Raw genomic sequence first — 17,609 nt, 5'->3', positions numbered from 1 at the left:
TCACTCCGCTCGAGATCACGCTGACCGCGTTGCAGGCACTTCTCGGCCCGGGAGCGGGCCCAGGCCGAACGGACCGCGGTCCAGGCCGAGATCTCGTTCGCCGAGCCCGGCCGGCTCGACGCCTACCTGGCTGTGGCCCAACTCTACGGGGCCGGCTCGGTCGGGGAGGCCCGCGAGGTCGCGCGGCTGACCGGCGGCGGCTACGAGTACGAGGCGACCCGGCGCATCGCGGCCTGGCTGCACCAGCTCTATCCCGATCTCGGCGACGGCTTCTGGGCGCTGCTGCCGGCGGCGGTGCGCAACCGGCTGTCCCTGCCCGCGGTGCGCCGCGACTCCCGGCTGCTGGCGCTGCTGCCGTCGGTCTCGGACAGCCAGGCCGCGCGGGCGCTGGAGGCCCTGGTGCCGGCCTGCCGGGAGTGGCCCGACCTCACCGAGCCGCTGTGGGCGGCGGCGACGCAGCGCCCCGGCCTGTGCGCGAGGGTGCTCGAGGTGGCCGTCCGCACCGGCGGGCTCACGCCCGAGCTGCTCGCCCTGGTCCGGCGTACGCTGTCCGACCCGGCCACCTCGGTCGCCGTGCTGCACGCGGTCGTCGACGGCGTGCCGGCCGCCTCCGTGGTCTTCGCCGGCCGCAGCGTGGCCGAGGCCCGGGAGCTGGCCGACGGCTACGTCCGCCTGGCCGGCGCCAGCGCCCCGCACCGGGCGGCCCTGGCCGACGCGGTGCACGAGCGCGGGCTGATCTGGGAGCGGGAGGGCCGCGACGACATGGCCCTGCAGACCGCCGAGTACGAGGTCAATCAGCGCCGCAGTCTGCAGGAGGCCGCCCCCGCATCCGGCCCGGAGGTGGCCGCGCTGGCCCGGGCGCTGACGATTCTGGCCGTACGCCAGGACCGCGCGGGCCAGCCGCGGCATGCCCATTCAGCGGTGGCCGAGGCCGTCCGCCTTCACGAGCAGCTGCCGGCCACCGCCGAACCGGGTGCGGCCGGGTGGACGGCCGACGTGGCATACACGAGGGCGCAGCAGGCCCGCATCCTGGGCCGCCTGGGCCGCGTCGCCGAGGCGGCCGAGGCTGCCCGCGAGGCCACCACCCGCTATCGGGAACTGGCCGCGACCGATCGGGCCGCTCACGGCGCTGGCCTGGCCGACGCGCTGCTCATCGAGGCCGCCCAGGCCCGGGCGCGCGACCAGCACGACCTGGCCGTGGCGGCCGGCGCCGAGGCGGTCGAGCAGTACGAACGGCTGGCCGCGGCCGACCCCGCCCGGCATCGGGCCCGGCTCGCCTACGCCTGCTGCGCGTACGGCATGGACCTGGGTGACTTCCGCTCGCACGAGGCCGGCCTGGCTCAGCTGGAACGGGCCGAAGCCCTCTACCGCAGCCTCGACCCGCCCGTGCTCCCCGGCCTGGCGGCGGCCCGGCTCGGCCGCGGCCTGCTGCTGGCCGAACTGGAACGCTGGGACGCCGCCACGCAGGCGCTGGGCGCTGCCGTCGAGGTGTACCGCCAGCTGCCGGACCGGGCGACGGCGCTGGCGGGCGCCCTGGCCACGCAGGCCCAGGTGACCGCCGAGGGCGGCGACCTGGCGGCGGCCGTGGCGCTGCTCACCGAGGCCTGCGAGCTCGGCGACCGCCTGCACGCCGCCGACCCGCTCGACGCCGCCCTGCGGGCCGACCTGGCGGCGGGCTACCAAAACCTGTCCCGGCTGTACGAACGCCGGGGTGACGGCGAGGCCGCCTATCGGGCTGCCCTGCGCGCCCGCCTGCTGCTGGGCGACGAGGGCTGAGGCTCAGGGGTCGGAGCGGACGATGCGGCGCAGGATCCCGCCGCTGCGGTTGCGGCGCAGGAACTCGGCCCACTGGGCGGGCCAGGGATCGTCGAGCAGCTCGATCTGGTCGTTGACGACCTCGAGGCGGGAGGCCGAGGCGCGGACGGCGAAGTCGATGACCGTACGGCTCAACCGCTCCAGAACCTGCCGCTCGCCCAGCGGCAGCAGGGCCGGATTCGCGTACGGCTGGTTGTGCAGGACGAACGCCGCGGCCATCTGGGCCGGCCGCCAGTCGTCCGAGATGATGCCGCGGGTGACCTCGGTGGTGAAGTCGGCCGGCAGGTCGGGATGGTCGCTCAGCACGGCCAGGACGGCCAGGGCGGCCGCGGCCATCGGGGCCCGCACCATCGCGCGCAGCAGGCGCTCGTAGTTGTTGCTCACCGTGTGGGCCGGGACGTCGCGCATCGCCTCGGTCAGCCGCCAGGTGTCCACCGACGCCTTGGTGAGCTGCACGAGCACGTACCGGATGTTGCCCTCGTCGGAGATCCGGGCCTGCACCGCGGGGGTGGGCTGCCAGACGCGGCGTTCGACGGCCAGCGCGTACGCGACCTTGAACTGCTCGTCCGAGACCTCGGGGCCGAGCAGCGCCTCGGCCAGCGCCGGCAGGTGGACGTCGAACAGCGTGACGGTCGGGGGCAGCTGCCGGATGAGCTTGCGGGCCTCGGTCAGGGTGGGCACCGCCCGCTGCCACAGCACGCCGGCCAGGTCGGGCAGCGCGTCCGGGGCGGTCGAGCGCATCATCCGGTCGGCCAGGTTGCCGCGGCTGCGCTCGTCCAGCTGCATCATGGCCGCGCTCACGATCGCCCGGTCGAGCTCGTTCTCCAACTGGGCGGGCGGGGTGAGGCTGCGCCACCACAGGCTGCCGACCGCCTCGCTGGTCGCCCGGCCGTTCACGATCGTCCGTTCGAGCAGGCGGCGCAGCTTCCGCTCCACCTCGTCGCCGTCGGCCCAGGTCGCGGGATCGAACTCGGGCCGGGGGCTCTCTGCCCAGAACTCGAGGAACCGCTGCAGCCCGGGGTCGAGCAGGCTGTGCGAGGGCGCGACGCCGAAGCGTGCGGCCAGCCGCAGCAGCGCCTCGAAGTGCGCCGGGTCGGCCCGGGACATCTCGGTGGCCAGCAGGTCGACGGCGGCGTTCTCGTCGTCGCGGCTCCAGGCCGGCGGTTCGATCGGGGTCAGGCGGCCCGGCTCGACCTCGGCCGTGCTCCGCAGCTCGTCCAGCTCGGCCCGCAGCAGTACCAGCCGCACCCGGGCGGCCCGGCCGGGCAGACGAGCGCTGACCGCGGCGTCGAGGGCGTCGAGCTCCTCGATGGGCAGCCGGCCGGGATCCTCCAGCAGGCGGTCGACCAGGTCGGGCCCGTACCGTTCGACCAGCGCGGCGGACGCGCCGGCGAGCCAGGTCACGATCGGCCCGACCGCATGCGCCTCGGGCGGCCGGCCCAGGACGACGGCCAGGCCGAAGGACGTCTCGACGGGCGCCAGCCCCGGGTGCCCGGCCGAGGCGGCGGCCGCGATCTCGACGGCGTCGACGATGTCGTACGGGTCCTCGCCCAGGAACAACTCGACCCAGCGGGTGCTCTGCGGGTCGGGCTCGACCGGCGTCCAGTCCTGGCGGACCAGGTCGAACACGAGATAGCCGAGCTGGTTGTCGAGGCTGGCCGAGCCGGTCGACCAGTCCGGGTGGACGGCCAGGATGCGGTGGTCAGTGTAGGCCGGGTTCAGCGTGAAGATCTTGAAGTCGATGCCCAGGGCCTGCTGGTGCGGCACGAGCAGGGTGGCCGCGGTGACCCAGCGCAGCACCAGCTCGGGCTCACGGGCCAGGAACAGCACCCGCCGCGGATCGCTCTCCCCGCGGCGCAGATGAGAGAGCAGGGCGGTGAGGAGCTGCGTGCCTTTGTGCTGGGCGAGCACGAAGCGCTGGGCCTCGGGCACGCCGAACGGGCCGGGCCGCCAGCCGGGGTCGAGCGGCGGGCACTCCTGCGCAGGCGCCGGCACCGCCGTCCAGAACGGCGCGCCGAAGAGCTGGGAAGGGCGGACCAGCCCGTACGCGGTGGGGTCGTCGGTCGCGATGGCGTGGGTCAGCTGGTTGCCCTCGCGCCCGCCGCCGGACTCCCGGCCCAGATAGACCCCGGCCGCCGTGGCGTAGTGCCGGCCGTCGTGGACGTGGGCGAATGAGGGCGGATACTCGGCCGCGGGACGGCGTTCCCGCATCCACACCGGCGACGGCTCGTAGAGCAGGCGGCGCTGCACCAACGGCATGACCTGGCGGTCGGCTCCCGGCGAGAGCGCCTGGAACTGGAAGCCGTCGCGCTGCTGCAGCCCCTCGCCGGCCCGGCAGTTGGTGTAGATGAAGGTGTCGAAGCGCCCGGTCACGTGCTCGCCCTGGGCACCAGCCCGCCCTGGTGCATCAGCCAGAGCAGGGGCTCCTCGACCCGGTCGGGCCGCACGCCGCGCGGGTCGACCATGTTGTTCTCGTAGTCGGGTTCGGCGCCCAGAGCCGAGACCGCGAAGTACTGGTACGACCGGTAATGGCCCCGTAGGTGGTCGTCGATCTCGGCGCCGCCCCACTGGTTGAGCAGCGCAGCCATCTGCTCGTGGATGGTGCGGCCGGCCGTGCTGTCGTAACCGCCGGGGCGCCGCCGCGTACGGCGCAGCGGGTGGGTCTCGTCGACGTGCCGGTAGTAGGCGTCCATCTTGGCGAAGGCGACCGCGATCGGCACGGTGATCTGCCGGCCGTTCCAGTGGTCGCCCCGCTTGAGCGCGTCGGTGATGCGGTGCAGCACGCCGATCGGGGGCTCGCCGTCGATGCTGTGCCGGGTCGCCGCGGGCGGCAGCCGCAGCAGGCGCTGCACCTCGGGCAGCTGGAACGGGTCGAGCAGCAGGATCAGATAGTCGGCCGCGCTCAGGTAGTGCAGGTTGTAGGTCTGGCCGTCGGTCGACAGATCCTCGCCCGCGGTGTCGTAGAACGACAGATAGTTCGTACGGAATTTCCGGCGCCCGAGCAGCCCGGTGTGCTCACCTCGCCACTCCAGGACGACCGGCTCCTTGCGGCCGCCGATGGCCTGCGCCGTCGCCTCGAACAGTTTCCGGTCGCGGTAGACCTGGCGGATGTTCTGCCGCACCCACTGCGTCTGCGCGCCGAAACCGTCCTGGCCGTCGCCGATCGTCCGCACACTGGCCCGGAACTCCTTGCGGATCTTCGGCTTCTGCAGCTCCTCGGCCAGTACGGTCAGGTACACGGTCTTGCCGGTTCCCCGGGCGCCGACCATGGCGACCATCGGGCTGGCGTCCGTCCCGAACTCCATCGGCAGCGCGGTGTGGCAGTGCGGGCAGGCCCGGGTGGTGGTCTCGCCCAGGCAGTGCGGGCATTGGGCCCGGTTGCGAGGCAGCATGAGGTTCTCGGTGACCGCCTCGAACGCGGGCAGCGTCGGCTCGGCGAAGCCGGTCAGGTTGCGGCGGGCCTCGTCCGGCTCGGGGCGGCAGGCGGGCCGGGTCGCGGTCGGCTTGCCGCGGCACAGGAAGAACAGCTCCGACCGGCGCTTGATCGCGTTGTAGCAGAACGGGCAGCTCAGCTTGGTCATGAGTACCTCAGGTGGTCGATCGGTGGGGCCTCGACGGCGATCCGCTGCGGCGCGTGGAAGAAACCCACGATCCAGTACGGCCGGTCGCGCCGGGGGACGTCGGGCCAGGGCCAGGTGAGGCGCAGCGGCTCCTCGACGTGCAGGTCGAGGCCGGTGAAGCGGGCCAGCAGGTCACCCTGGCCGGCGTCGAGCGGAAGGTAGTCGCCCTTGTGCAGCACCAGGTCGAGGTCGACGCCGGAGCAGTCGCCGTCGGTGGTGACGGTGACGATCAGCTCGGCCCCGCCGGTCAGGCGGCGCCGGCGGGTCAGGTCGTAGCGCACCCGGACGGGCGCCCGGTCGATCGTGGCCGTGACCGCGGGTGAGTAGGCCAGGCCGCTGCCCACCGGTAGCAGCGCCCGCACCGCGACCACGCCGCCCGCCCGAGCCTCGGCGATGGCGAAACCCGCGGCCTCGGCGTACTCGGCGACCGTGACCCGGTGCCGCCGGCCAGCCCACGAGACCTCGGCCAGGTCCGCCTCGGGCGGCCACACCCAGGTGGCGAACGCGCCGTCCCCGTCCCGCTCCACCCGCAGCTCACGCACCTGAGGCGCGGGGTCGAGCCCGGTCAGCCGGCCCGCGTGGGCCCGCTCCCCGTCGACCAGGAACGGCAGGTAGACCCGGTAGCCGGTGGGCACGGTCAGGGTGAGCACCCGGTCGCCGCCGCGCCGCTGCGCCGGCCCCGTCACCTCGGCACCCCACCCACCCGGCCAGTCGACCTCGGCGCCGGCCCCGAACGGCGGCGACTGCGGCGCGTGCCGCACCCGGACGTCGGACCCGGCGTCGGGCCAGGACAGCTCGATGCGGCAGCGGTCGCCCTCGGCCGCGACGGGCCGGACGGCCAGGTCGGGCACGAGGGAGGGCGGCTCGGCGCCGGGCGCCGGAGCGGACGAAGGCGCGGGCTGCTCGGCGAGCACGACCGCGGGCGCGCGCTCGAGGGTGGCCAGCGTGGACCAGAAGACCCGCCGGGCGTCGACCCGCCAGTCGCGCGACGGGACCGGCCGGTCGCCCCGCTCGGCCACAGCGGGCGGGGCGGCCACCACCGGCCCGGCCGGCGAGCGGTTGCCCTGCTCGAGCCACCAGGCTGGATCCTCCATGGCGGGCCCGGCCGAGGCGGCGAGCTCCACGTCGGCGTCGAGCAGCAGCCGGCACACCTGGGCCCGGAAGTCGGGCGCCTGGGCCCGCGACCGCCACCAGGCCCGGATCTCGGTCAGGTGGGCGGCCAGCTCGACCGCGTTCATGCCGGGGTCGATCGCGTAGCGCGCGAGCAGATCACCCGCGGGCAGGCGGCCGTGCGTGCCGCGCAGAGGGCGCAGAACCTCCCGGTCGTAGCGGGCGGCGTCGAACAAGGAGGACCTCACCGGGCGCGGGGTGCGGGGAGATCTCAGGCGACCACGGTCCGTGTGAAGATCGCAAGTGGACGATCAGGCGTTTCAGAGGGGCTTTCTGACGACGAAGGCGGTGGCGTCGCGGCGGGAGATGCGGATGCCGTCGTCGCGGGCGGACAGGAACCGGCCCGGGTAGTTCAGGGACTCCAGAAGGAGGGCGTTGCCGGTGCCGGTGGGGCGGGGGCAGAAGGTGGCGTCCTGGTCGAAGAGGCGGGAGCCGTCGCGGCGGTCCAGGTGGAGGACGTAGTCGCGGTGCCGTAGGAAGTAGCCGGGGAAGTTGCCGGCCTCGAGCGAGAAGCACTCGGCTGAGGCCAGGCCCCGGCGGACGGCGAAGCGGGCGTCGGCGCGGCTCTGGGCGTCGCCGACCTCGTCGAGGCGGGCGACGAAGTTGCGGTGGCGCAGGCGGTAGCCGGGGTGGTCGGCGAGTTCGAGGCCGATCGTCGCGCCGGGCACGAGGCTCGGCGGGGGAGTGGTGGTCTTCGCCGGTGGGCGGGGGCTGGGCGGCCTTGTTGTGGTGGCGCGCTCGGTGGGGCGGGTTGTGGTGCGGTGGTGGGTCGGCGTGCGGACCACCGAGCCGGGGCTGCTGGTGGTGGGGGAGGGCAGCACGGACACCGGGTCGGTCGGGGGCGCCGGCAGCAGGACCTCGCGCTGGGCCAGGGCGGTGGCGCCGGGGTCGTCACGCAGCGAGAGCGCGGCCAGACCGGCCACCACGATCACGGCGCCGGTGGACAGGGCGACCAGCGCGCGGCGGCCGACGGCGAAGCCGCCGCCGGACGGGCGGGGCTGGGCCGCGGTGGGCCACAGGCCGGCGGGCAGGGCGCGGCGGGCGGCGGTGCCGAGGCGGTTGGGGGGAGCCGGTGGGCGCAGCGGTCCGTTGGCGTCGCGGTAGGGCGGGACCCAGCCGCCGATGCGGAGACGGTCGTGGGGGTCCTTGTTGGGCATCTGTGCGGATCCCTGCCATCGGCTAAGACTCTTTTAAGCTGACGGAAAGGCATTCTTACGGTGAAATCGGCTAGGGGCAAGGGTCGTTTCCCGTTCGGGCAGACCCACAGTGGATGCATCGGCGTCGAACCCTTGCGTGATCTCCCTCGTACTCCCCGGTGACGGCGCCCGGGTCCACGGGCTGCCGCGGCCGCACCGAGGAGGCGCGCGATGGAAGGCTCCGCCCTCCCACCGCCCAGTGACGACCAGCCGACGGGGGCGTACGACACCGGCACGTACGCGGGATCGGCCGACGGGACCGCCCGGCCCGCCACCGTGACGTTCCCCCGGATCTCCGACTACTGGCCCGACTCGCCTTCGTCGCCGCCCTCGTCGTCGGAGTCGCCGTCCCCGCCGCTGCCTGCTACGCCGCCGTCGTCGTCTCGCTCCGCACCACCCCCCTCCACGCTGTCCCCGTCGACGTCTTCTACACCGACCGGGTCGCCGGTCTCATCGCCGTCTTCTGCGCTTTCCGGGTCACCCGCCTCGCCGACGTCTTCCGCGCCTTCCGGGTCGCCGGCCTTGTCACCGCCTTCTGCGCCGCTTGGGTCGTCGCCATCGTCGCGTCGCTCCGCGTCGCGGTCCTCGTTGCCCCCTTTCGCGCCGCCCCCGTCCGTGACCGGGTCGCCCCTGGAGCCGCTGGACGGGCCGCCCCGCCGCCGCTTGCGAGTGATCGCCGGGGCGGCCGGTGCGGTGCTGGTGCTCGGGATCGGCGGCGTGGCGCTGGCCCGGTTCGCCGGCGACGACGAGCCCGCGCCGGCGCCGACCGCGGCCGCCGACCCCGGCATCATCGTCGGCGGCACGCCCAACCCGCCGGTCTCGATCGCGCCGGCCCCGAGCTCGGCCGCCGCCACGACCGCTCCGCCCTCGGCCCCGGCATCGCCCGCAGCCCCGCCCGGGCCCGCGTTCGCGGCCGGCACGTTCGTGCTGGCTTCCGACGTCACCGAGCTCAACGTGAAGCTCGGCCGCCCGACCGGCAACGGTGTGGCCTGGGTGGGCTCGCCCGGCGGCAGCGGCGTCAAACCGGATGCCAGTCTCGACGGCACCTCGCTCAAGCTCACCGCCGAGCAGATCCGGGACGAAGGCTCGGGGGAGGTCGACGTGGTGCTCGACGAGCGGATCACCTGGACCGTGCGGATGGACGGCGGTGTCAAACGCGGCTCGTTCGCCATGGCCGGCGGCAAGGTGCGCGACTTCTACTTCGAGGGTGGCGCCGATCGCCTCGACCTCACCCTGCCCCGCCAGGAACGCCAGATCGAGATCCGGATGGCCGGCGGCGTGCACCGCTGGACCATCGGCACGGAGGGCGAGTTCCCGGTCAAGGTCAAGATCCGCAAGGGCGCGGGCTCGGTCGAGCTGAACGGGGAACGCGACCGCGGGGTCGACAAGGGCAGCACGCTGCGCTCGCGGGGGTCGGACGAGAAGTCGGGCGGCCTGCGGATCGAGGCGGTGGCCGGCATCGGCTCGCTGTCGGTGGCGCCGCTCGAGGCGTAATGCGGCTTTCCTCCGGGCGGGGTTGCGACGGTCGTGCCCGCTTTGGGAAAGTCCACGGAGTTGCGCCGGGGGGAGCACTGTGTCGGACGATCGACTGGACCACATGCGAGCGCTGGCCGACGAGGGTGCGGCCCTCGCGGCTCAGGCGCGTGCCGCCGAGCAGCGTGCGTCCGGCGCCACCGCCACCGACCGGTCGGGCGCGGTCACCGTCACGCTCGACGATCAGGGCCGGGTCAGCGGCGTCGCGGTCGCCAACGGCTGGCGGCGGCTGCTCGGGTCGCTCGCCCTCGACGAGGCGGTGATCGAGGCGGTCGGGGCGGCCACCCGGCGCCGTTTCGAGGCCTGGGGCGACGCGTACGCCGAGCAGGCGCCCGTTGCGGCGGGGTCGGTTGATCGGGAGGACTTCGCGCGGCGGCTGCAGGAGGCGGCCGGCGGCGGTGGTCCGATGTCGGTGGAGGACAGTGAGGCAGCTCTGCGGGAGCTGCTGGCCCTCGTGGAGTCGATCGATGAAGGGCTCGACGAGGTGTCGGGCGCGCTCGACGGTGCGCTCCGAGCCACGTACACGGGACGCAGTTCTGACCGCAAAGTCCAGGTGACGGTGACCGGCGGCGGGGACGTCACGGCCGTCGGGTACGACCGGCAGTGGCTGCTGCAGGCCCACGAGGTAAACATCGCCCGGCAGACTGCGGCCGCCTTTCGCGCCGCTTATCTCGAGGCCGGACGTCATGGCGTACGGGAAATAATCGCCGACAGCCGGCTCGGTGAAGCGCAGCAACTGGCGCAGGACCCGCTCGGGCTGGCCCGGCGGCTGCGCCTGACCGACTGAGAGGCGACGATGACGCTCAAGGCGGCCCTCGAGGCGTTGCACACCGACGCGGCGATGTGGGACGAGACCTCCGGCGTGCTGAGCCGCGCGTCCGAGGAGGCGAGCGCGCTCACACTGACCGAGGCGCAATTGTCGTGGGCCAGTGTGCCGACCGGGCTGCTGACCACGTACGCGGAAATGCAGGCCAAGGCGGAGGCGCTGCTGCGGCAGGGCTCGCAGGTGCACGCCGACCTGGCCCGGACGCTGGACGAGGTCGCGGCGGCCTACGAGCGCGACGACGAGGAGGCCGCGACGCGGCTCGGGGGAGTGTGGGAAGTCCGTGACTAGCTCGGCCGCGCACGAGAACGACCTCGTCAGCAAGATCATGTCGCTGCTGGACAAGATCGAGCAGAAGACGAACGACCTGCAGAACGCGATCAACTCCAAGATCGGGTTCCTGCCGGGCTTCCTGCAGGACAAGGTCGTCGCGGGCTGGAACAAGTTCTGCGGGTTCATGCGCAAGGTGTGGGACGCGGTGCGCGAATTCGTCACCAACATGGGGTCGCCGACCGCGCTCGCGGAAGCGGCCAACGCCTGGAGCGATCGAATAGGCGGCCCCGTCAGCGGCCGGGTGCAGGCGGCCGAGGCGGGCAGTCTCGAGGTCGACACCAACTGGGACGGCGACGCGGCCGAGGCCTACCGGCAGTCGCTGCCCCTGCAGAAGACCGCCCTCGAAAAGGTGAAGACCGTGTTCAGCGACGGGATGGCGAGCGCGCTGGGCGACATGGTCAAGGGCATCTGGATCTTCTGGGGCGCACTGTTGGTGGCGATCGGCGCGCTGATCGTCGGCATCGTCGGGGCGGCCTCGTCGTCGGCCACGATCGCCGGGCTGCCGGCGGCGCCGTTCATCGCGGCCGGGGCGGCGGTGGCGGCGGCGGCCGCTTTCGCCGCGGGCGGCATCAACCTGAAGTCGACGGCGGCCGCGGCCAACAGCACGCTGCGGCAGAAGCTGAACGACAACATCGGCTACCGGGACGGCGCCTGGCCGCCGGTCGTCACGGGCTGAGGCGCCGTGATCTCCGCGCTGCTGGTCCTGCTGCTGCTGTGCGAGGGCGGGCTGGCCGTGATCGGCGGGCTGGCCTGGTCGACGCTGCACGAGGAGGGCGGGATAGCGGCGCTTGTGCTCATGGGAGCGTCGGGCGCGGCCGGGGTCGTGCTGATGTTGGTCCTGCTGCTGCGGCGGAAAGGGTCGCTGGGCTCGGCGCTGGCCTGGCTGCGGTTGCTGGGGGTGTTCGTGGCCGGGGCGGTGCTGGTGGCGGTGGGGGAGTTGAGTCCGGCGGCGGCGGCTTTGCTGGCGCTGTTCGATTCGCTGCTCGGGGTGGTGCTGGCCGGTTTCGTCCGGCGCGGCCGGTGAGCTTTTCGGCGGGGCTGGTTGAGGCCGGCTCCAGCTTTGAGGGCGGGGCTGGCTTCGGCGGCGGGGCCGGCTTTGGCGGCGCGGCTGGCTCTGGCGGCGCGGCCGGCTCTTGGGGCTGGGGCCCGTGATCGGCTTGGATCCGCTGACGGGGACGCTGGCGTTCTTCTGCGTGGCGTCGCTGGCGCTGATCGTCGTCGTGGCGTTGCTGGCGGCCCGGCAGCGACGGCGCCGCGCGGCCCGGATAGCCGAATGGGCGGGGCGTTCCGGCTGGCAGATCATCGAGAATCCGGCCGTCGACTGGGGTCAGCGCCTTCCCGGCGGCAACCAGCACGGCGTACGGATGCTGCTCTCGGGCACCGTGGGTGGGCGTCACGTGCTGGTCGGCGAGTACGAGGTCACCGACGTGCAGGTGGCCACGGGGGCCGACGGCAGCGCGACCTCCACCCCGCACACCCGGCACTGGGTGGTGAGCGTGGCCATCCTGAACCGCGCGTGGGCGCCCGCCACCGTCACGACCCGGGGCCGCCTCAGCCGGCGGGACAATGCCACCGGCGACCCCGGCTTCGACAAGGCGTTCCGCATCAGCGGCACGGTGGGCCCGTGGTGCACGCCCGCCCTGATCGCGGCCCACCTCGCCCGGCACGTGCCGGTGCCGTGGAGCGTGACCGGCCCCGAACTGATGACCTGGACCGAGGGCCGGCTGCCCCCGTCCCACCCGGTCGGCGACCTGGGTCCACTGCTGCACCTGGCCGCCCTGCTGGACGGCCACTCGTAAATCGGGTGCGCGTACGCCGAGCGGTGGCTACCGTCGCCGGATGCACACGACGCACGCTCTCCTCGTCGCGGCCGGGATGCCCGCGCGAGGACCGCAGTACGCGATCCGTCACCGCGCCGGGCGTCCGGTCCCGCGCAGCGCCGCCTGAACTCTTTCCGCGGTTCGCCGCCGGGGCCCGCTGAGTCCTCTGTCTTCTCAGCGGACGGCCCGGACGATCGAGGCTGTCCGCGTTTCGCCGCCCACCGCTGTGGTGGGTGGCAGACGGGAACCCGGTTGTGGCGTCATCTTCCTACCGCCGGCGCGAGCATGCGCGCGCCCGGCGGATCCTTGGTCAGAACCTGCTCGCCGATCAGTCGGCGGTGCGCGAACTGGCGGACGTGGCCGCGCCCGCCGAAGGAGAGTTGATCCTCGAGGTGGGGGCGGGGCGTGGCCGCCTCACGGCTGAACTCCTGCGGCGGCGGGCGCGCGTCATCGCGTACGAAATCGACCCGGACCTGGCCGCCGCCCTGCCGGCAGCCGGCGGTCTGAGCGTGCGAACCGACGATTTCCTGACCGCCGTGCCACCGCGCGAGCCGTTCGCGGTCGTGGGCAACATTCCGTACGCGTTGACGTCGGCGGTTGTCGACTGGTGTCTGCAAGCGCGCACCATGCGACAGGCGACGTTGCTCACGCAGTGGGAGTACGCGCGCAAACGCACAGGTGACTACGGACGTTGGTCACGGCTGACCGTGCTCACTTGGCCCGAGGTCGCCTGGCATTTGGCGGGGCGAGTTCCCCGTACGGCGTTCCGGCCCGTGCCGCGGGTGGACGGCGGGATCCTGTGCTTGCGGCGCCGCGCGATTCCGCTGGTACGCGCGGAGCTGATGCCCCGCTATCGGGCGCTGGTCGAGTGCGGCTTCACCGGGGTGGGCGGTTCGGTGCAGGCGTCGCTGTCCCGGCGTTACGGGCACCGGCAGGCCGCCGCAGCCTGCCGGGCAGTGCGTCTGACACCGGACGTCGCGGTCGGCGAAGTGTGGCCCGAACAGTGGCTGACCTTGTTCCGCCTGCTCCGATGAACAGCGTCGAGCGGCGGCGGCGGTTCGGTGCAGGTGTCGCCGGGCCGCCGCGGGCTGCCGGGCACTGCGCCTGATACCGGACGTCCCGGTCTGGCTCGAACGGTGACCGACCTTTGTTCACCTTCTTTCGATAGGGAGAGCCGATCATCGACGAAGAGCTGGGCCACCGCGGCCTGCCGGGCATTGCGTCTGCCACCGCAGGTTCCGGTCGGCCGAGTGTGGCTGACCGAGTTCCGCCTACATCGATGAATCCAGCCGAGTCCGACGAACACAGTCGAGCGGCGGCGGATTGGTGCATGCGTCGCCGGTCCGCCGCTACGGCCACTCTGCGTCTCTCATGCGCGCCTGGTCCTTACCTGGGCCGCCGCTTACGTCGCCACCCTGCGTCTCTCATGCGCGCCTGGTCCTTACCTGGGCCGCCGCTTACGCCGCCACCCTGCGTCTCTCATGCGCGCCTGGTCCTTACCTGGGCCGCCGCTTACGCCGCCACCCTGCGTCTCTCATGCGCGCCTGGTCCTTGCCCGGGCTGCCGCTTACGCCGCCACCTGCCGCGCCTGACGGGCCGGTTGGAGAGGTCTGGTCCGAACAGTGGCTTGGCTCGGCCCGCCTTTTCACTCCCCGTCTCGCCGGCCGAGGTCGTTTCTGAGGTGCTACCGGGGCATCGTCGTCCAGCATTGCCTCCTCCCGCCTGAGTAAGTCGCTGTCGCCGGTGGACGGGGTGCCATTCGACAGCCGTGACCGGCCTTCACCCAGTTCGGAGGTTCCAGCGGCAACGGTTTTCACCCCAGCGATTTGTTGCGGTCACGGTGGCCCGGGCGGCGGTCAGTGCGGAAGGGCGCCGCCGGCCAGGACGATGATGATGCCGGCCAGGGCGGCGCTGGACAGCGTCAGGACCGGGCCGCGGCGGGCGGCCAGGGTCAGGACGCAGGCGACGGCCAGTACGGCGTACTGCCAAGGTTCGGTCAATGCCCGCACCAGCGGGACCGCCGAGCCGAGGATGGCCCCGATCGCGGCCGGGCCGGCGCCGTCGAGGAACGCGCGCACGCGGCGGTTGTCGCGCAGGCGGTCGAAGCGGTCGGCGCCGAGCAGGATGAACGTGAACGAGGGGCTGAATGCGACGGCGGCGGCGAGCAGGCCGCCACCGACGCCCGCCGCTGCGTAACCGACCACGGCCACGGTGTGCACGACCGGGCCGGGGGTGATCTGGCCGAGCGCGACGGCGTTGAGGAACTCGGCCGCGGACATCCACCGGTGCTGGTCGACGGCGTCGGCCTGCATCAGCGGGATGATGACGAAACCGCCGCCGTACGACAAGGCGCCGACCTTCAAGGCGGTCCAGGCCAGCGGCAGCAGGACTCCGCCGCCGCCTAGCCCGGCCACGGCCAGGAACGGCAGGGCGGCGGACGGCCGGCGCTCGGACGCGGGCACCCGCTGGGCCAGGATCTCGGCGATGCCGCAGGCGATGAGCAAGAGCACCAGCCACGGGCCGACGGTTGCCGCGGCCACCGCCCCGAGCAGCAGATACACCGCCCAGCGGCGACGGCTGCTCTGCTGGGGCGCGCGTTTCCATCCGGGCGGGATCAGGCTCCAGCCGGCCTGCAGGGCGATCGCGGCCACCGCCGCGCCCGCTCCCGCCCCGGCCGCCTTGACCCAGGTGGGCGGGTCGCCGAGGAAGAGTGCGGCCAGCACGAGGATGGCGATCAGCCCGGGCACGATGAACGCCGCCCCACCGACCAGGGCGCCGGCCCGGCCGCGTACGCGCCAGGCGCAGAAGATCGCCAGCTGCGTGGAGGCCGGCCCGGGCAGCAGATTGCACGCGGCGATCGCGTCCTCGAACTCCTGCGCGTCCAGCCATCTTCGATCGTCAACGCACAGTTTGCGCAATAGGGCGATGTGCGCGGGCGGCCCGCCGAAGCCGACGCAGCCGATCCGTCCCCACTCCTTGAGGACGGTGGCCAGCGTTGCGCGATGCTGCTCAGGCATGCGCGGGTTCGAACAATTCGACGGGGTTGCCGGCCGGATCGTCCAGGACGATCTGCCGGCCGCCCGGGCCGGTGACGACCTCGCTGCGGAACGGCACCCCGTCCGCGCGCAGCCGGGCCACTTCGGTGTCGATGTCGGCGACGATCAAGTGAATGCGGTTCCAGCCGCCGGGCCGCGGCCGGCTGCCGTCAGGCAGGGTGCGGCCGGCCGAACTGTCCGGGCCGGACAGCAGCAGGCGCAGGTTGCCCCGCCGGACGTCGGCGAACGCCGGCAGGAAAGTGGTCATCGACGTGAAGCCGAGGCGGCCGGTGTAGAAGTCGATCGCGGCGGCGACATCGTCGACCAGGTAGCGCACGTTGACGGTGTCCTCGGTGGGGTTGGTCATGACGCCTCCTCCGGCGACGGGTGAGCGAGGGTGTGCAGCAGAAAGTCGATGCGTTGAGCGAGTTCGTCGGCGATTCGCTCAAAAGCGCGCAACCCGTCGGCGTCGGCGGCCGGGTCGGGCATGCTCCAATGCGCGCGTACGGCGTCGCCGGGGAACTCGGGGCAGACCTCCTTGACGCGGTCGCACAGCGTGATCACGCGGTCGAAGCGCTCTGTGCGGAACTCGTCGAGGTGTTTGGGCCGGGCGGCGGAGAGGTCGACGCCGCGGGTGGCCATGACGCTTACGGCGTACGGGTTGATCGGTTTGGGACGGCTGCCGGCGCTGAATGCCTCAACGGCGCCGGCGGTGCGCTGCCTCAGCAGCGCCTCAGCCATCTGGGAGCGTGCGCTGTTGCCGGTGCAGAGGAACAGCACCCGCCCGGTCACGGGTGTCGCCGGGGTGGGCGCCGTGAGCCGTAGCGCGGGATGGAGGGCCGCGCCGGCGTCGGAGATCAGGCTCTCGCAGTGCGCGATGTTGAGCGCGTAGTAGGTGTCGCGACCGTCGGCATTGCTACGGCGAGTCGTCACCAGCGCCGCCTTGCGCAGCTTGCCCAGGTGGTAGGAGACGAGGTTCTGCGGCTGATCGAGCAGCACGGTCAACTCGCGCACCGCGTGGTCGCCGCGCGCAAGTTCGCTCAATAAACGCCAACGCACGGGATGCCCGGCGGCGGTCACGAACGCCGGCGGCTCTGTCGTCACGCCCGCAGATTACATCAAACTGGTTTGATGCAATAGCGCCTCGAGCAGATCTGCGCGTTCATGAATGCCCTGATGGGAGACCCACTCGTGACGGGCGTGCGCGCCGCCGCCTCTCGGTGCCAGACCGTCGAGCGTGGGGACTCCAAGTGCTCCCGTGGTGTTGGTGTCGGCGGCGCCGTCGGCCGGGCGGCCGGTGAGCGTTTGGCTAATATCCGACGCTATTCGCTCAACTCGTGCGAGCAACTTGTTCGTGGCGTCGTTCGGACGCCATGTGGGTCGATGAGCGAGCAGCCGGCTGGTGATAACTGCTCTTTCCCGGTACGGCGTAAGCGTGCCGAGCGCGCCGAGCACCGTCTCCTCGTTGTCCGGATCGAGGAAGCGCAGCCCGAGGTCGGCCTGCGCGTGCCCGGCAACGACGTTCGTGCGGCCGCCGCCGCTGATCGTGCCGGTGTTGAGCAGGACCGGCCGATTCGCCACGACCTCGCGGAAAGCGGTCAGCTGGTCGATCAATTCGTCGATCGCGTTGACACCGGCTTCGGGATCCAGTGCCGCATGGGACTCGATACCCGTCACCTCGATGCGGGCTCGGGTGCTGCCCCGGCGGCCGGTCTTGAGATCCCCGCCCGGATGAGGCGGTTCCATCCCCAGCACGGCGGTGGCCCGCTTCGCCTCGGCGCGGACCAGGTCGCCGGCGGTGGGGGAGCCGATCTCCTCGTCGGCCACCACGATCACCCGTACCTCGGGATGTGGCCGGCCCGAAGCGATCACCCGCTCGACAGCCGCGAGCAGCGCCACCAGCCCGGCCTTCGTGTCGTAGACGCCAGGGCCTCGGACGGTGTCGTCCTCGACGGACCACGGCATCTCGTCGAGAGCGCCGACCGGCCACACCGTGTCGTAGTGGCTGAGCAGCAGCAACTCGCCGCCGCGGGTGTCGCGGGCCGGGAGGGTCCACAGCAGGTGGTCGCCCTCTCGCGCCGTCGCAAAACCGGACCGGGCCGCGTCCGCCTCCAGCACTTCCGCGAGCGCGGCGAGCGCGCGGGCGTCACCGGTCGGCGATTCGAGCAACGTGTACGTACGCAGGGCGTCCAACATATGCGAACGCTAAGTTTTCCCCGGTGCGTTGTCAACGCGCGCAACACGGTGCACGATGACGGTTATAC

At 73.0% G+C, this 17,609-nt stretch carries 16 protein-coding genes; 8 read left to right on the top strand and 8 right to left on the bottom strand.

Going from position 1 to position 17,609, the window contains the following annotated elements; genetic code table 11:
- Window positions 1-132: 132 nt before the first annotated feature.
- Window positions 133-1,776, top strand: a complete 1,644-nt coding sequence (locus OWR29_RS24535) for a hypothetical protein (protein WP_267565545.1) — start codon at window positions 133-135, stop codon at window positions 1,774-1,776.
- A 3-nt stretch (window positions 1,777-1,779) separates the two neighbouring features.
- Here OWR29_RS24535 and OWR29_RS24530 read toward each other — a convergent pair whose 3' ends face one another.
- The 4 genes from OWR29_RS24530 to OWR29_RS24515 form a co-directional block, all read right to left on the bottom strand.
- Window positions 1,780-4,188: a GTPase-associated protein 1-related protein gene (locus OWR29_RS24530; RefSeq protein ID WP_267565544.1), complete on the bottom strand. Its 2,409-nt coding sequence runs from the start codon at window positions 4,186-4,188 to the stop codon at window positions 1,780-1,782.
- Window positions 4,185-5,396, bottom strand: coding sequence for a hypothetical protein (locus OWR29_RS24525; RefSeq protein WP_267565543.1), 1,212 nt, complete (start codon window positions 5,394-5,396; stop codon window positions 4,185-4,187). Before OWR29_RS24525 ends, OWR29_RS24530 begins: the two co-directional genes overlap by 4 nt.
- A complete protein-coding gene (locus OWR29_RS24520; protein WP_267565542.1) occupies window positions 5,393-6,793 on the bottom strand; it encodes a hypothetical protein in 1,401 nt (466 codons plus the stop codon). Before OWR29_RS24520 ends, OWR29_RS24525 begins: the two co-directional genes overlap by 4 nt.
- 72 nt (window positions 6,794-6,865) lie before the next feature.
- Complete coding sequence (locus OWR29_RS24515) at window positions 6,866-7,762, bottom strand: AbfB domain-containing protein (protein WP_267565540.1); 897 nt, start codon at window positions 7,760-7,762, stop codon at window positions 6,866-6,868.
- A gap of 654 nt (window positions 7,763-8,416) precedes the next feature.
- Between OWR29_RS24515 and OWR29_RS24510 the strand changes: the two genes are divergently transcribed.
- From OWR29_RS24510 to erm, 7 genes are all read left to right on the top strand, one after another.
- Window positions 8,417-9,295, top strand: a complete 879-nt coding sequence (locus OWR29_RS24510; RefSeq protein ID WP_267565539.1) for a hypothetical protein — start codon at window positions 8,417-8,419, stop codon at window positions 9,293-9,295.
- A 79-nt stretch (window positions 9,296-9,374) separates the two neighbouring features.
- Window positions 9,375-10,121 (top strand): hypothetical protein, encoded by a 747-nt coding sequence (locus OWR29_RS24505; protein WP_267565538.1) that lies wholly within the window; start codon window positions 9,375-9,377, stop codon window positions 10,119-10,121.
- A 9-nt stretch (window positions 10,122-10,130) separates the two neighbouring features.
- A complete protein-coding gene (locus OWR29_RS24500; protein WP_267565537.1) occupies window positions 10,131-10,448 on the top strand; it encodes a type VII secretion target in 318 nt (105 codons plus the stop codon).
- Complete coding sequence (locus OWR29_RS24495; protein ID WP_267565536.1) at window positions 10,441-11,166, top strand: hypothetical protein; 726 nt, start codon at window positions 10,441-10,443, stop codon at window positions 11,164-11,166. Before OWR29_RS24500 ends, OWR29_RS24495 begins: the two co-directional genes overlap by 8 nt.
- A gap of 6 nt (window positions 11,167-11,172) precedes the next feature.
- The gene (locus OWR29_RS24490) at window positions 11,173-11,514 is read left to right on the top strand and encodes a hypothetical protein (RefSeq protein WP_267565535.1); all 342 of its coding nucleotides are present in this window, start codon (window positions 11,173-11,175) and stop codon (window positions 11,512-11,514) included.
- Window positions 11,515-11,638: 124 nt separating this feature from the next.
- Complete coding sequence (locus OWR29_RS24485) at window positions 11,639-12,289, top strand: hypothetical protein (protein ID WP_267565533.1); 651 nt, start codon at window positions 11,639-11,641, stop codon at window positions 12,287-12,289.
- A 275-nt stretch (window positions 12,290-12,564) separates the two neighbouring features.
- The gene (gene erm, locus OWR29_RS24480; RefSeq protein ID WP_267565532.1) at window positions 12,565-13,344 is read left to right on the top strand and encodes an ErmE/ErmH/ErmO/ErmR family 23S rRNA (adenine(2058)-N(6))-methyltransferase; all 780 of its coding nucleotides are present in this window, start codon (window positions 12,565-12,567) and stop codon (window positions 13,342-13,344) included.
- Window positions 13,345-14,166: 822 nt separating this feature from the next.
- Here erm and chrA read toward each other — a convergent pair.
- From chrA to OWR29_RS24460, 4 genes are read right to left on the bottom strand one after another with little or no spacing between them, the layout of a single operon-like run.
- A complete protein-coding gene (gene chrA / locus OWR29_RS24475; RefSeq protein ID WP_267565531.1) occupies window positions 14,167-15,327 on the bottom strand; it encodes a chromate efflux transporter in 1,161 nt (386 codons plus the stop codon).
- Entirely contained in the window at window positions 15,320-15,712 is a 393-nt protein-coding gene (locus tag OWR29_RS24470) for a VOC family protein (protein WP_267565530.1), read from the bottom strand. The genes chrA and OWR29_RS24470 overlap by 8 nt, the downstream gene beginning before the upstream one ends.
- Window positions 15,709-16,449 carry an arsenate reductase/protein-tyrosine-phosphatase family protein gene (locus OWR29_RS24465; RefSeq protein WP_267565529.1) on the bottom strand — a complete coding sequence of 247 codons (741 nt, stop codon included), beginning with the start codon at window positions 16,447-16,449 and terminating at the stop codon, window positions 15,709-15,711. The genes OWR29_RS24470 and OWR29_RS24465 overlap by 4 nt, the downstream gene beginning before the upstream one ends.
- Window positions 16,450-16,458: 9 nt before the next feature.
- A complete protein-coding gene (locus OWR29_RS24460) occupies window positions 16,459-17,541 on the bottom strand; it encodes a M20/M25/M40 family metallo-hydrolase (RefSeq protein ID WP_267565528.1) in 1,083 nt (360 codons plus the stop codon).
- Between the last annotated feature and the right edge of the window lie 68 nt (window positions 17,542-17,609).

The organism is Paractinoplanes pyxinae, assembly GCF_026626335.1.
In the GTDB taxonomy this organism is placed as follows: Bacteria; Actinomycetota; Actinomycetes; order Mycobacteriales; family Micromonosporaceae; genus Actinoplanes; species Actinoplanes pyxinae.
The sequence above is the reverse complement of the archived record's forward strand: the minus strand, read 5'-3'. Positions and strand labels throughout refer to the sequence as shown.